The organism is Cellulomonas sp. NPDC058312 (assembly GCF_042880135.1).
Taxonomy (GTDB): domain Bacteria; phylum Actinomycetota; class Actinomycetes; order Actinomycetales; family Cellulomonadaceae; genus Cellulomonas.
Map to the genome: position 1 here is coordinate 429,042 of NZ_JBHVZE010000001.1, position 13,367 is coordinate 442,408.

At 77.7% G+C, this 13,367-nt stretch carries 13 protein-coding genes; 6 read left to right on the plus strand and 7 right to left on the minus strand.

Going from position 1 to position 13,367, the window contains the following annotated elements:
- Positions 1 to 2: 2 nt before the first annotated feature.
- The gene (locus ACFVXN_RS01970) at positions 3 to 1,295 is read left to right on the plus strand and encodes an ROK family protein (protein WP_389226428.1); all 1,293 of its coding nucleotides are present in this window, start codon (positions 3 to 5) and stop codon (positions 1,293 to 1,295) included.
- A 258-nt stretch (positions 1,296 to 1,553) separates the two neighbouring features.
- On the opposite strand, the gene ACFVXN_RS01975 is transcribed toward ACFVXN_RS01970, so the two are convergent.
- From ACFVXN_RS01975 to ACFVXN_RS01990, 4 genes are all read right to left on the minus strand, one after another.
- Entirely contained in the window at positions 1,554 to 2,285 is a 732-nt protein-coding gene (locus tag ACFVXN_RS01975) for a YoaK family protein (RefSeq protein ID WP_389226431.1), read from the minus strand.
- A 94-nt stretch (positions 2,286 to 2,379) separates the two neighbouring features.
- Positions 2,380 to 3,246, minus strand: coding sequence for an ABC transporter permease (locus tag ACFVXN_RS01980; RefSeq protein ID WP_389226434.1), 867 nt, complete (start codon positions 3,244 to 3,246; stop codon positions 2,380 to 2,382).
- Entirely contained in the window at positions 3,233 to 4,210 is a 978-nt protein-coding gene (locus ACFVXN_RS01985; RefSeq protein WP_389226437.1) for an ABC transporter ATP-binding protein, read from the minus strand. Before ACFVXN_RS01985 ends, ACFVXN_RS01980 begins: the two co-directional genes overlap by 14 nt.
- A complete protein-coding gene (locus ACFVXN_RS01990) occupies positions 4,207 to 5,460 on the minus strand; it encodes an outer membrane lipoprotein carrier protein LolA (RefSeq protein WP_389226440.1) in 1,254 nt (417 codons plus the stop codon). Before ACFVXN_RS01990 ends, ACFVXN_RS01985 begins: the two co-directional genes overlap by 4 nt.
- 94 nt (positions 5,461 to 5,554) lie before the next feature.
- On the opposite strand from ACFVXN_RS01990, the gene ACFVXN_RS01995 reads away from it, so the two are divergent.
- The 5 genes from ACFVXN_RS01995 to ACFVXN_RS02015 all read left to right on the plus strand — a co-directional run bounded on the left by ACFVXN_RS01995 (position 5,555) and on the right by ACFVXN_RS02015 (position 9,887).
- Entirely contained in the window at positions 5,555 to 6,208 is a 654-nt protein-coding gene (locus ACFVXN_RS01995; RefSeq protein ID WP_389226443.1) for a response regulator transcription factor, read from the plus strand.
- On the plus strand, positions 6,205 to 7,605 hold the full coding sequence (locus ACFVXN_RS02000) for an ATP-binding protein (protein ID WP_389226446.1): 1,401 nt from the start codon (positions 6,205 to 6,207) through the stop codon (positions 7,603 to 7,605). Before ACFVXN_RS01995 ends, ACFVXN_RS02000 begins: the two co-directional genes overlap by 4 nt.
- An 83-nt stretch (positions 7,606 to 7,688) precedes the next feature.
- Positions 7,689 to 8,087, plus strand: coding sequence for a peptidase inhibitor family I36 protein (locus ACFVXN_RS02005; protein ID WP_389226449.1), 399 nt, complete (start codon positions 7,689 to 7,691; stop codon positions 8,085 to 8,087).
- Between the two features lie 19 nt (positions 8,088 to 8,106).
- Positions 8,107 to 8,703 (plus strand): RNA polymerase sigma factor, encoded by a 597-nt coding sequence (locus tag ACFVXN_RS02010; RefSeq protein ID WP_389226452.1) that lies wholly within the window; start codon positions 8,107 to 8,109, stop codon positions 8,701 to 8,703.
- Positions 8,700 to 9,887 carry a CU044_5270 family protein gene (locus ACFVXN_RS02015; protein ID WP_389226455.1) on the plus strand — a complete coding sequence of 396 codons (1,188 nt, stop codon included), beginning with the start codon at positions 8,700 to 8,702 and terminating at the stop codon, positions 9,885 to 9,887. Before ACFVXN_RS02010 ends, ACFVXN_RS02015 begins: the two co-directional genes overlap by 4 nt.
- Positions 9,888 to 9,902: 15 nt before the next feature.
- Here ACFVXN_RS02015 and ACFVXN_RS02020 read toward each other — a convergent pair whose 3' ends face one another.
- The 3 genes from ACFVXN_RS02020 to mqo all read right to left on the minus strand — a co-directional run bounded on the left by ACFVXN_RS02020 (position 9,903) and on the right by mqo (position 13,340).
- Positions 9,903 to 10,763, minus strand: a complete 861-nt coding sequence (locus ACFVXN_RS02020) for an NAD(P)H-hydrate dehydratase (protein ID WP_389226458.1) — start codon at positions 10,761 to 10,763, stop codon at positions 9,903 to 9,905.
- The gene (locus ACFVXN_RS02025; protein WP_389226461.1) at positions 10,756 to 11,478 is read right to left on the minus strand and encodes a histidine phosphatase family protein; all 723 of its coding nucleotides are present in this window, start codon (positions 11,476 to 11,478) and stop codon (positions 10,756 to 10,758) included. Before ACFVXN_RS02025 ends, ACFVXN_RS02020 begins: the two co-directional genes overlap by 8 nt.
- 272 nt (positions 11,479 to 11,750) lie before the next feature.
- Complete coding sequence (gene mqo, locus ACFVXN_RS02030) at positions 11,751 to 13,340, minus strand: malate dehydrogenase (quinone) (RefSeq protein WP_389226464.1); 1,590 nt, start codon at positions 13,338 to 13,340, stop codon at positions 11,751 to 11,753.
- Positions 13,341 to 13,367 lie beyond the last annotated feature (27 nt).

The following is a 13,367-nucleotide window of genomic DNA, read 5'->3' on the forward strand; positions in this document are numbered from 1 at the left end:
GCATGGACGGTGTCGAGGGTGGGCAGACCGTCCCCCGACGCGGCGGCCGCGCCCCGTCGAGCAGCCGCACCCGGGTGCTGGACCTCGTCCGGACCCGCGCGCCGATCAGCCGCGTCGAGCTCGCCGAGCTCACCGGGCTGACGCAGGCCGCGATCTCGCACGCCGTGCGCGCGCTGCTCGACGAGGGCCTGCTGCGCGAGACCGGCGACCGCGAGTGGACCGGCGGCAAGCCGCGGGTGATGCTCACCCTCGACCCCCTCGCGCGGTGCGCCGTCGGGGTGCAGCTCGGCGCGGACTGGCTGGTCGTGGTCCTTACCGACGCCCGGGGCGCCGTCGTCGCCCGCACCCGGGTCCGCGGCGCCCGCCTGCACCAGCCCGACGCGGTCGTCGCCACCATCGCCCGGCACGTCGACGTCCTCCTCCGCGCCTCCGGCGTCGGCCGGCGGGGCGTCGTCGGCCTCGGCCTCGCGGTGCCCGGGACGCTCGACCTCGACGCCGGGGCGATCGCGGTGTCCCGGTCGCTCGACCGCTGGCAGGGCTTCCCGGTGCGCTCCAGGCTCGGCGCCGCGGTGGGGCTGCCGGTCGTGATGGACAACGACGCCACCGCCGCGGCCGTCGGCGAGTACTGGGCCGGCCGCACCGCCGGCTCCGTCGCGCACTGCACGCTCTACATGGGGGCGGGCCTCGGTGCCGGCATCGTGGTCGGCGGCACCGTCTACCGCGGCGCGAGCGGCAACCCCGGGCCGATCGGGCGGATGCACCTGCACCGGTCCGCGGCGCCGGGCGCGGGCGGCGTCGCGCCGGGTGGGGGCGCTGCCGTGCCGGGCGCCGACGGTGCCGCGACGCGCGACCCGGGGCCGACGCTCGAGGAGCTCGCCGCCCCGCACGCGGTCGCCCGCCGGGCCCGGCGCGCCGTCGCCGCCGGCCGCCGCACCAGCGCCCGGCTCAGCCCCGACGGCGACCCGATCGTCGACTTCGGCGCCGTCGCCACCGCGGCCGTCCAGGGCGACGCGCTCGCGGTGGAGCTCGTCGAGGAGTCCGCCGGCTACCTCGCCGACGCGGCCGTGACCGTCGCGAACCTGCTCGACGTCGACTCCGTGGTCCTCGCCGGTCCGGCGTTCAGCACCGCGGGCTCGCTCTACGTGGACGTGGTCGCGCGCCGGCTCCGCGCCGAGCTGCACGCCGGCGGCCAGCACGGGGTGCGGGTCGCCCTCGCCGCGCACGTCGCCGACGCCGCCGCCGTCGGCGCCGCGGCCCTGGTCCTCCAGCAGGACCTGGCCCCCCGCCGCCGCTGACCTTCCCGCGCCCCCCACGCCCCCCGCGCCCCCGCGCCCTCCGCGCCCTCCGCCCCCGCCGCGCGCCCCGACCCCCGCGCGCGCCCCGACCTCGCCGCGCCCCGACCCCGCCGCGCCCCGACCCCGCCGCGCCCCGATGGCGAGAGGTCACGACTCGCGGGTGCGGCGGGACGCGTCCCAGCGTGTCGTGACCTCTCGACGCAGGGCCGACGCGCGCGTGGGCTGGGCGGCGGCGTGCGGGGCGGGCGGGGGCGCGGGTCAGTCGTCGGCGGCGGGTGGGAGCGGGGTCGGCGGCGGGGGCGGGGTGGTGCCGCGGCGGCGCAGGTGGCGGGTGTGGGTCTCGACGGCGGCGAGCACGACGGCGAGCACCGCAGCGGCGACCAGCGTGGCGCGGGTGCCGAGCACGTCGGGGCCGCTGACCAGCGCGCCGATCCCGGCACCGCCGGCGAACGCCAGGACGATCACCGCGAGCCGCCCGGCGACGACGCGCTGGGCCCGGTCGTAGCCGCTGAGCCACTCGTAGGCGGCCGTCACCAGCGTGCGGAGGTTCCCGGTGGTCATCGTCGTGCTGTAGCTCGTCTCGCCGACCAGCCGGAACGTCGTCACCTGGAGCGCGGCGACGAACGCGACGGCGGTGGTGGTCCACAGCGACGGGGTGCCGACCGGCAGGCACGCGACGGCGACGAGCACGGCGATCTCGGCGGCCAGCACCGCGCGCGTCGGGTCGGAGAGCCAGCGGCGGTGCCGGCGGGCCGCGAGCGACTCGGCGGCGAGCAGGCCCAGGACGAACGCGCCGATGATGGGCAGGTACCGCGCGGCGTCGGCCCAGCGGCCCTGGGCGGCGTCGATCGCGACGAACACGACGTTGCCGGTCTGGGCGTTGGCGAACACGCCGCCGTGGGCGACGTAGGTGTACGCGTCGAGGAACCCGCCGACGACGGCGAGCGTCGCGCCGGTGGCCAGGTGCTCGGGGCGGTTCCGGACTCTCACACCCGCCATTGTCCCGCAGTCGTCCCATGACTGCGCACGGCCCGTGCGTCAGCGCGCCTCGGCCCCGTGCGTCAGCGCGCCCCGGCCCCGTGCGTCAGGACGTCACGTCCGCCGTCGTGAACCGCGCCCAGGCCAGCGACCCGAACACCGCGACCCACGCGACCTGCACGAGGAGCCCGCCGCCGAGCACGCCCCAGTCGACCTGGATCCGCAGGAACTCCGCGAAGTCGAACCAGTGGTGCGTCAGCAGGCCGGGGTGGATCGCCGACACCTGCGGCAGGGAGTCGAGCACGGTGGACACGATCGCGACCACGACGGTCGCGGCCATCGCGCCGACGGGCACCTCGGTGAGCGTGGAGAAGAACAGCCCGACGGCGACCAGCCCGGTCAGGGACAGCGCCACGTAGGCCACGACGCCGGCGACGCGCAGCACGCCCTCGCCGACGGGGACCGAGCCGCCGGACAGCAGCGTCACGTCGTGCAGCCCGAAGTACGCCGCACCGACGACGAGCCCGGTGACGGCGACCGCGAGGACGGCGGCGCCCGCGAACGCCAGGGCGGCGACGGCCTTGACGGTCAGCAGCCGGGTGCGCGGCACGGGGACGACGAGCAGGTAGCGCAGCGTCCCGGCCTGCGCCTCACCGGCGACGGCGTCGCCCGACGCGATCCCGATGCACAGCGGCAGCAGGAACGGCAGGCACAGGAACAGCGCGGCGATCACGAGGAACAGCCCGTTGCCGGTGACCTGTCCGACGAACGACGGTCCCTGCCCGGACAGCGCGCTGTCCCGGGTGACGAACAGGACGGTGCCGAGCAGCAGCGGGACGAGGGCGAGGCCGACGAGCAGCACCTGGTTGCGGCGCCGGCCGAAGACGAGCCGCAGCTCGGAGCGCAGCAGCCGGGACCACGCGACCGGTGCGGGTGCGGTGACGAGAGCGGCCGGGGCCTCAGCGAGCGACATCGAAGCCCTCCCCGGTCAGACCCACGAACACCTGCTCCAGGCTCGGGCGCGCGACCTCGAGGCCGAGCAGGTCGACCCCGGCGTGCACGAGCGCCGCGGCGACCTTCTCCGGCGGCGTCGGGCCGAGCGCGGCGGTCACCCGGGCGGGCACGTCGCGGGACGCGTCGCCGGGTGGCTCGTCCGGGGGCTCGACCTCCGTCAGCCCGAGCCCGGTCAGCACCTCCGCCGCGGCGCCGGTCTGCGCGCCGCGGGTGGTGACGACGAGGCGCGCGGCGCCGCGGTCGAGCAGCTCGGTGCGGTCGCCCTGGAGCAGCAGGTGGCCGCGGCTCATGATCCCGACGTGGCTGCACACCTGCTCGATCTCGGCGAGCAGGTGCGACGAGACGAGCACGGTCGCGCCGCCGTCGGCGAGCTCCCGCACCAGGTGCCGCACCTCGCGGGTGCCCTGGGGGTCGAGGCCGTTGGTCGGCTCGTCGAGCACGAGCAGGTCCCGCGGCTGGAGCAGCGCGGCGGCGAGGCCGAGCCGCTGCTTCATCCCGAGCGAGTACTGCCGGTACGGCTTGGCGGCCGCCGCGGTCAGGCCCACGCGCTCCAGCGCCGACTCGGCGCGACGGCGGGAGGTGCGGGGGTCGGCCGTGGCGTCGCCGGCGTCGAGCCGGGCGAGGTTCGCCCGACCGGTCAGGTACGGGTGGAACGCGGGGCCCTCGACGAGCGCCCCGACGCGCGGGAGCACCCGCGTGGCCTCGTGCGGCACCTCGGCGCCGAGCAGCCACGCCCGCCCGCTCGTGGGGCGGGCGAGGCCCAGCAGCATCCGGATGGTCGTCGTCTTGCCCGAGCCGTTCGGCCCGAGGAACCCGTAGACCGCCCCGCGCGGCACGGCCAGGTCGATGCCGTCGACCGCGACCTGCCCGGACCGGAAGCGCTTGGTCAGCGCCTGGGTCCGGATCGCGAGCCCGTCGCTCATGCCGCGGCGCGCAGCGTGTCCGCGGGCACCGCGCCGACCAGCACGCGGCCGTCGTCGGTGACCAGCACGCTCAGCAGGGTCGAGCTGAGCAGCCGGCCCTCGGGCACCTCGGTGGTGAGCTGCTCGTAGAGGGCGGTGCCGTCGAGCTCCGGGCGGGCGGGTCGGCCGTCCTCGTCGCTCGGCACGAACTCGCCGATCAGGTCCTGCGCGGCCTCGGAGCCGAGGACGCGCTCGCTGCCGGGCACGGTGCCCAGCGAGGCGGGGTCGCCGCCGACCAGGCCCGCGACGTCGACGTCCGCCAGCGAGACGACGGTCGACCAGCCGGAGCCGGCGACGGTCACGCCCTCGGGCAGCGCGGGGACGCCGGACCGCTCGGCCAGGGCCGCCTCGTCGACGTCGGGCAGCGGCACGACGACCTCCTCGGTGGTCGCGCCGGCCGGTGCGGAGAACGCGAGCACGGAGTCGTCCGGCGCGGTGAACGCGACGTCGGTGAACCCGACCTCGAGGGACGGGGCGTCGCCGTCCTGGACCGCCCAGACCTGCACCCGCAGGGGCGCGGAGGTCGCGGCGTCCACGGCGACGACGACGCGGGAGACGAGCGTCGCGTCGTCGGTCGGGCTCACGACGAGCTGGTAGGCGTCGCGCCCGGCGACGGTGGTCGGACGGTCCACGGTGACGTCGCTGTCCTGCTCGGCGCGGGCGAGCACCTGCGCGGCGGCCTGCTCGGGGGTCGGCAGGTCGGCGCCCTCGGGGACCAGGGCGCCGGAGCGGGCCTGCTCGGCGAGCGCGTCGTACCGCGCCTGGTCGGCGGGGTCGAGCGCGAGGTGCGTCACGGCGTCGTCGGTCGACGAGTAGGTCCACGCCTGCGCGCCGTCGCGGACCACCGAGTACTCGGAGGTCGCACCGAGCAGCGACACCCGCGACCGGTCGGCGCCGTCGGACCAGACCCGCAGCGTCGAGGACCCGCCCAGCAGGTTGAGCGGGTCCGCGCCCGTCATCTCGGAGATCGGCAGCTCGGGCAGCCCGAGCCGCGCGGTGTACACCACGGTGCCCTGCACGGGGGTCGGCTCGGCGGACGCGACCCGGCTGAGCAGCTGCTCGGCGGTGACGTCCGGCAGGCCGGCGCCGTCGGCGGACGCGAGCGCGGGGACCCCCACGGCGGCGGCCACCGCGGCGACGACCACGCCGGGCACGGCCCAGCGTGCGCGGGGGGAGAGGGTGCGGCGGGGACGGGGCGTGGACTCGGACATGCGTCCACTGTGCGCCCCCGACCCTGAGGCGGTGCTGAGAGGTCCCGGGCCCGGCGGGACGCGCGCGGCGACGCGGGGGTGCGATGCTGCCGGGGTGCGGGTGCTGGTGGTGGACGACGAGCGGGGCCTGGTGAGCGCCCTGCGCCGCGGGCTGACCGCGGAGGGCTTCGCCGTCGACGTCGCGCACGACGGCCGGACCGGCCTGGACCTCGCGACGGACCGCGACTACGACGTGGTCGTGCTCGACGTGATGCTCCCGCGTCTGAGCGGGTACGACGTGCTGACCGCGCTGCGCACCGCGGGGGTGACGACCCCGGTGCTGCTGCTCAGCGCGAAGGACGGCGAGCACGACGTCGCCGACGGCCTCGACATCGGGGCCGACGACTACCTCACCAAGCCGTTCTCGTTCGTGGTGCTGGTCGCCCGGCTCCGCGCCCTGCTGCGCCGTCCGACGCAGGTGCGGCCCGCGGTGCTCGCCGCGGGCGACCTGGTGCTCGACCCCGCCGCCCGGACGGTCACGCGCGCGGGGCAGCCGGTGGACCTGACCACCCGGGAGCTCGCGCTGCTCGAGTACCTGATGCGGCACGCGGACCGCGTGGTGGGCAAGGTCGAGCTCCGCGACCACGTGTGGGACGGGCCGGGCGAGGACGGCAACGTCGTCGAGGTGTACGTCGGCTACCTGCGGCGCAAGCTCGGCCGGGACGCCGTGCTGACCGTGCGCGGTGCGGGCTACCGGGTCGCGGGGTGAGCGCGGCCGCGCGGCCGGCGGGCTGGTCGCTGCGGGTCCGGCTCACGGTCGTCACCGCGGGGCTGCTGTGCGTGGCGCTGGTCGTCGGCGCGGTGGTGCTCAGCACCGTCCTGTCGCGCGGGCGGGTCGCCGCGCTGGACGCGGTGGTCCGGGCGCGGGTGCTGACGGTCGCCGACCTGGTCCGGAGCGACCAGGTGCCGGACGCGCTGCCCGTCGCCGAGCCGGGGGAGATCGTGCAGGTGCTCGACCCCGACGGCCGCGTGGTGGCGTCGTCGACCACGGCGAGCCGGACGCTGCCGGTGCTGCCGCCGGACCTGCTGCGGGACCTCGTGGCGCGCGCCGACGGACCCGACCCGCTGCTGGTCAGCACCTCGGCGTCCGGGTACGACGACGCGGTCCGCGCCGCGGTGCTGGTGCCGGACGGCGGGGACGGCGCGGTGGTCGTCGCCACCGTGCCGCTCACCGAGGTCGAGGGTCTGGTGCGGGCGCTGCGGCTGTCGCTGGTGGGCGTCGTGCCGGTGCTGACGGCGCTGCTCGCGGCGGCGATCTGGCTGGCGCTGGGCCGTGCGCTGCGCCCGGTCGAGGAGCTGCGCGCCGCCGCGGCGCAGGTGGCCCGGTCCGGCGGCCCGGGCTCGCTCCCGGACCCCGGCACGGACGACGAGATCGGCGCGCTGGCCCGGACGCTGAACGAGATGCTCGACCGGCTCGAGGTCGCCGCGGCGCGGCAGCGGGCGTTCGTGGCGGACGCGGCACACGAGCTGCGGACGCCGCTGGCGGCCGTCGTCGCCGCGCTGGACGTCGCCCGCACGCACCCGGACGCGTACGAGCGGGACGAGCTCGTCGCGGACCTCACGGCCGAGGCGCAGCGGATGCGGGCGCTCGTGGACGACCTGCTGCTGCTCGCGCGGGTCGGCTCGCGCCCGGTGCCCGCGCAGGACGTGGACCTGGGCGCGGTGGCCCGGGACGCGGTCGCGCTGGCGCGGGCCGCGGCGGGCCGGGCGGACGTCGGGGTGGAGGTCCGCGGCGCGGGTCGGGCCACCGGGGACCCCGCCGCGCTCGGACGCGTGGTGCGCAACCTCGCCGACAACGCGCTGCGGCACGCGGTGTCGCGGGTGCTCGTGGAGGTGACCGACGGCCGGGTGGTCGTCGACGACGACGGGCCCGGGCTGGACCCCGCGGACCGGGAGCGGGTGTTCGAGCGCTTCGTGCGGCTGGACGACGCCCGGGCGCGCGAGGGCGCGGGCACCGGTGCGGGCGGGGTCGGGTCCGGCAGCGGGCTGGGGCTCGCGATCGCCCGGGAGATCGCCCGCGAGCACGGCGGCGACGTGCTGCTGTCCGGCGGACGCGGGGGTGTCGGGGGCGGCCTGCGCGCCGAGCTGCGCCTCGGGCCGCGGTGACGACACGCCGTCACTGCGGTGCTGTGGGGCATCTCACACCGAGCCCGCGTGACGTGACGTGGCCACCTGCGGAGATCCGGGGTGTGCCCCCGACCTTCCCCGCGCGTACCCGTCCCCTCGCCGTCACGGCGGTCGCCCTGCTGCTGTCGGCGGCTGCAGGACCGGTGGCGCGCGCGGACGACGCCGTGGGCCCCGACGTCCCGCCGCCGACGGCGGTGAGCAGCGGGCAGTGCCCCGTGGGCCACTTCTGCCTCTGGTCCGGCACGGGGTTCTCCGGCCTGTTCTGGTCGACCTCCGGTGCGGGCCTGCGCGACGTCGGGATGGTGGCGGGCTCGCTGTGGAACCGCCAGACGGTCGACGTCCGGACGTTCACCGGGTCCGGCGGGACCGGGACACCGACCTGCTGGAACGCGGGCGCCCAGGCCACGTCGATCGCGCTCGGCGTCGGATCGGTCCGTACGATGACGGCGACGACGTGTTAGCGGACGATCAGAAGGTGGCGTGGGGACGCACGGCGACGACGGGCCCGCTGACGGCACGTCGTCCCGCGACGCCGCAGCCGCGTTCGCCGACGTCTACCGGCTGCTCGCCCCGCAGGTCCGGGGGTACGCCCGCCGCCAGGTGCCCGACGACCTCGCCGAGGACGTGGTCGCCGAGACGTTCCTGGTGCTGTGGCGCCGCTGGTCCGACGCGCCCGCCGGCACCGACCTGCGGCCCTGGGTGTTCGGCGTCGCCCGGAACAAGATCCTGCGCGTCCGCGAGCAGCAGCACCGGGCGCTGCGGTCCGTGGCGCACGCCGCCGCCGCCGAGCCGGCCCGCCCGCACGGCGCCGACCCCGCGGACGACGTCGCCGCGGCCGACCGCGCCCGCCGGCTGCTCGCGCATCTGCCGCCCGCCGAGGCCGAGGCGATGGCCCTGACCGTCTGGGCCGGGCTCGCCCCGGCGGAGGCCGCTCAGGTGCTGGGGTGCTCGGTCACCGCGCTCACCTCCCGGCTGAGCCGCGCCCGCACGCGGCTCGCGGCGGTGCTCGGCGCCCAGGGCACGGCCGACGACACCGACGACCGCCGGGACGACCGCGCACGGGAGGGGGGACGATGACCGACCACCAGCACGACCGGGACGACACCGCCGCCCGCGCCGAGGTCGCCGCGCTCCGCGCGCTGCTGGCCGGGGAGGGGCTGGCCGACGCCGCCGACGGCTCCGACGCCGCCGACCGGCGCACGGAGCCCGAGGACGCGGCGGCGGTCGCGCGGATCCTCGAGCGTGCGGCAGCCGAGGCCGACCCCGGCGTCCGCCCCGCGCCGGTCGTCCCGCTGCGCCGGCACGGGGTCGCTCGGCGGTGGTTCGTCGGCGTCGGTGCCGCGGCCGCCGCGGTGGTCGCGGTCGTGGTCGGGCTGGGCGTGCTGCCGGGCGACGAGCCGCCGGCGGCCGTCGCGACGGGCTCGCCGCCGATGCTCGCCTACCCGCTCGCCCCCGACCACCTCGCCGCGGGGGAGGGCGAGCCCGCCCGGGCGACCCTCCTGGAGCTGGCGCGCACGGCCGCCGCGCAGACCGACCCCGAGCCGGCCGGCGACGTCCAGCACGTGCTGTCGCAGAACTGGTGGACGAGCACCACGGTGACCGCCGACGGCTCGACGACGACGATCGACCCGACGGTCCTGGAGACGTGGCTGTCGCCGGACGGCTCCTACGCCGCCGCGGAGTGGCGGGGCGCACCGCTGGGCGAGGACGGCCGGCTCGAGCCCGTCGACACCGCGCCCGGCAGCGCCGCGGTCGACCGGCTGCCGGCCGGTACGTTCGACGCGGGGCTGGTCGACGCCCTGCCGACCGACCCCGCGGCGCTCCGCGACCGGCTGCTGGAGCCGTACGCGGGACTCGGCTGCGTGCCGGGCACGGACCCGTCGGTCGAGGCGTGGTGCGTGTACACCGCGATCACCGACCTGGCGCTGCGGTACGTGCTGCCCTCGGACGTCGAGGCGGCGGTCTGGACGCTGCTCGCCGAGGAGCCCGGCGTGACGGTGGCGGGCACGGTCGTCGACCGCGCGGGGCAGGAGGCGGTGGCGCTGTCGGTCCCCGCGGGGCCCGCGGACCTCGACCCGGTGGTGCGGGTGCTGCTCGTCGACCGGGACACCGGGCGACTGTCCGGGCGCGAGGAGGTCACGCTGTCGTCGGAGGTGCTCGGGTTCACCGAGCCCACGGTGTCGCTGTTCGAGTACGTGATCGCCTCGGACCGGGTCGCGCAGGTCGGCGGCGTCGCGGGCGGGAGCGCGGCCGACGGCTGACCGGCGAGGACCGCGTCAGGGCTGCAGCTCGACCAGCACCGCCGGCACCTCGTCCGCGAGCTCGCGCGCCAGGTACCCCAGCGGGCCGACGCGCGCCGCCAGCCGGTCGCCCGCCGCGCCGTGGACGGCGGTGCCCCAGCACGCGGCCTGCTCGGGTGCGCAGCCGCCGGCGAGCAGGCCCGCGACGGCTCCCGCGAGCACGTCCCCGCTGCCGGAGGTGCCGAGCCCGGCGTACCCGGTCGCGGACGACCACCGGCGGCCGTCGGGGTGCGCCACGAGGCCGGCGCACGTGACGACCACGCCCCAGCGGTCGGCGACCCGGGCGGCGGCGTCGGCCGGGTCTGCGTCGTCGGTGCCGAGGAGCCGGGCCGCCTCGGCGAGGTTCGGGGTGAGGACGGTGCGGCCGGCGGGCGGCGTCACGCCGAGCCCCGGCAGCACGCCGAGCGCGAACGCGTCCAGCAGCACGGCGGTGTCCCGGTCGGCCACGGCGTCGAGCACGGTGCGGACCAGCGCGGCGGTGCCGTCCGGCTCGTCCAGGCCGGGTCCGACGACGACCACGTCCGCCCGGTCGATCTCGTCCGCGAGGTGCGGGCCCGGGGCGCCCGTCGGCGACCCGCCGGGGTCCTCGGGCAGCGCGAGCACGCCGGCCTCGGGGGTGGCGACGGCCTGGGCCACCTGGACGGACGCGGCGACCGCGAGGGTCAGCCGGCCCGCGCCGATCCGCAGCGCGGTGATCCCGGTGAGGGCGGCGGCGCCGGGCGTGCGGCGCGCCCCGCCCACCACGAGCACGCCGCCGCGGTCGTCCTTGCTGCCGTCGCGCGCGGGCAGCGGCCAGTCGCGCAGCAGCGCCGGGGTGAGGGCCGGTGCGTCAGTCATCGCCCTGGCCCGGGTGCTCGGTGACGGCCGCGTCGTGGCCGGCGAGGTGGGCGACGTCGTCGACGGACTCCGCCCGCCACAGCCGTGGGCCGCCGACCAGCACGGTCACGGACGCGTTCCGCACGCTGCGGGCGTCGACCTCGGCCATGAGCCGGTCCTCCGTCATCTGCTCGCACACGTACCGCAGCAGCCAGATCACCGCGTCGTGGCAGACGACGAGCACCCGCCGGTCGGGCTCGGCACGCACCAGGTCGCCGACGACCGAGCGGAGCCGCAGCGCGACGTCGGCCCAGGACTCGCCGCCGGGCGGCCGGTAGTACATCTTGCCGAGGTGGTCCCGCCGGGCGGCCTCGTCGGGGAACCGCTCGGCCACGCCGTGGCTGGTCAGCCCGTCGAGGACGCCGAGCTCCCGGTCGCGCAGGCGCTCGTCGACGACGGTCGGCAGGTCCAGGCCCGCGGACCCCAGGGCGAGCGCGGCGGTGCGCCGGGCGCGGACGTACGGGGAGCACCACACGACCTCGGGGGCGTCCTCGGGCGGCAGCCCGGCGAGGTGGTCGCCGAGCGCCCGCGCCTGGTCCTCGCCGCGGGCGGACAGCGGGGTGTCGGCGTCCCGGGTGGCGATGCCGACGAGCGACGCACCGCTGCGCTCGGCGCGGGTCGCGGCGACGTTGCCCTCGCTCTCCCCGTGGCGGACGAGTACGAGCCTGCTGGTCATGGATCCCACCCTCACAGCGGGCCGCGCGGGTCGCATCCGGGCGCGGTCACGACGACCTGTGACGCGCTGTGAGCCACATCACACGACAGCGGTGTGACGGATCCGGTAGGGCGCGGGATGTCGGGGAGGTAGACGGTCGGCGGGCGCGGAGGGTGCGCCACCGGCGCACGGTGGCCCGTCCGAGCCCGCAGGGGGCGGCTCGGCCGGGCCACCGGTCTACGAGCAGCCCGGTGGCTGCGACGATGCGGCCGGACCCCGCCCGCTCGCAGGCGTCAGGCGACCGGCGTGTCCCGGCGGCGCGGCGGGGTCGGGCGCGACGGCCGGCCGGGCCGGGACACGGGCGTCCGGGCGGCGTCGGCGTCCCGCGTCGCGGTCGCGCCCTCACCGGCGTCCAGGTCCGGGTCGGCGTCGGGTGCCTCGCCGGTCGTGGCGCTGTCCGGCGCGGCGGCGTCCCGGGCCAGCCCGGGCATCATCCGCTCGAGCCGCGGCCGCCAGGCGGGGTACCGGTCCGGGTAGCAGCGCTCGAGCAGGTCGAGCATCGCGGACGCCGCCGTCGACGCGCCGGGCGAGGCGCCCAGCAGGCCGGCGATCGACCCGTCCGCGGCGGTGACGAGCTCGGTGCCGAACTCCAGCACGCCGCCGCCCTTGCCGCGCTTGATGACCTGCACGCGCTGGCCCGCGGTGATGAGCTCCCAGTCGCGGTCGCGGGCCGTCGGCATGAACCCGCGCAGCGTGCGCAGGCGGGCCGCCCGCGACGCGACGACCTCGGTGACGAGGTACTTCAGCAGGTCGAGGTTGTGCAGGCCCACGGCGACCAGCGGCACGAGGTTGCCGGGCCGGATGGTGCGGAGCAGGTCGGTCCACGAGCCCTGCTTGAGGAACTTCATGCTCCAGCCGGCGTACGGCCCGAACAGCAGCGCGGGGGTGTCGTCGACGACCCGGGTGTCGAGGTGCGGGACGGACATCGGCGGCGAGCCCACGGCGGCCTTGCCGTAGACCTTCGCGGTGTGCCGGGCGACCAGCGCCGGGTCGGTGGTGCGCAGGAACTGCCCGCTGATCGGGAACCCGCCGTACCCCCGGGCCTCGGCGATCCCGGAGGACTGCAGCAGCCGCAGCGCGCCGCCGCCGGCGCCGATGAACACGAACCGCGCGTCGAGCGTCGACCGCCGCGGGCTGGCGTTCCAGGTGCGGTCGGTGAGGTGCAGCCGCCACCCGCCACCGCGGCGCCGGGTCACCCGGCGGACCTCGTGCTGGAGCCGGACGCGGGTGCCGCGCGCGACGAGGTCGTCCACGAGGTGCCGGGTGAGGGCGCCGAAGTCCACGTCGAGGCCGTCGGCCGCGCGGGTCGCGGCGACCGGCTCGTCGGGGTCGCGGCCCTCGAGCACGAGCGGCGCCCAGGTCGCGATCGTCGCGGGGTCGTCGGAGAACTCGAGGTGCGCGAACCGCGGGTGGGCGGTCAGCGCGGCGTGCCGGCGGCGGAGGTAGTCGACGTCCGCCGCGCCGCGCACGAAGGTCAGGTGCGGCACGGGGGAGCGGAACCGGTCGTCCGGGATCCGGCCCGTGGCGCGCAGGTGGTCCCACAGCTCGCAGGACAGCTCGAACTGCTCGTTGATCGTGACGGCCTTGGCGATCTCGATCGTGCCGTCGGGCCGCTCGGGGGTGTAGTTCAGCTCGCAGAGCGCGGCGTGCCCGGTGCCGGCGTTGTTCCAGCCGCCGGTGCTCTCCAGGGCGATCCCGTCCAGCCGCTCGACGATCTCGATCCGCCAGGACGGCTCGAGCTCCGAGAGCAGCGTGGCGAGGGTCGCGGACATGATGCCGCCACCCACCAGGACGACGTCGACCGGTTCCACCGTTGAGGACACCGCTCGATGGTAACCAGCGCGAGGGCC

Bases quoted from the DNA above. Each gene is read 5' to 3' on its own strand.
- ACFVXN_RS01970 (WP_389226428.1), top strand. From the start codon at position 3: ATGGACGGTGTCGAGGGTGGGCAGACCGTCCCCCGACGCGGCGGCCGC.
- ACFVXN_RS01980 (WP_389226434.1), bottom strand. From the start codon at position 3,246: ATGTCGCTCGCTGAGGCCCCGGCCGCTCTCGTCACCGCACCCGCACCG.
- ACFVXN_RS01985 (WP_389226437.1), bottom strand. From the start codon at position 4,210: ATGAGCGACGGGCTCGCGATCCGGACCCAGGCGCTGACCAAGCGCTTC.
- ACFVXN_RS01990 (WP_389226440.1), bottom strand. From the start codon at position 5,460: ATGTCCGAGTCCACGCCCCGTCCCCGCCGCACCCTCTCCCCCCGCGCA.
- ACFVXN_RS02015 (WP_389226455.1), top strand. From the start codon at position 8,700: ATGACCGACCACCAGCACGACCGGGACGACACCGCCGCCCGCGCCGAG.
- ACFVXN_RS02020 (WP_389226458.1), bottom strand. From the start codon at position 10,763: ATGACTGACGCACCGGCCCTCACCCCGGCGCTGCTGCGCGACTGGCCG.
- ACFVXN_RS02025 (WP_389226461.1), bottom strand. From the start codon at position 11,478: ATGACCAGCAGGCTCGTACTCGTCCGCCACGGGGAGAGCGAGGGCAAC.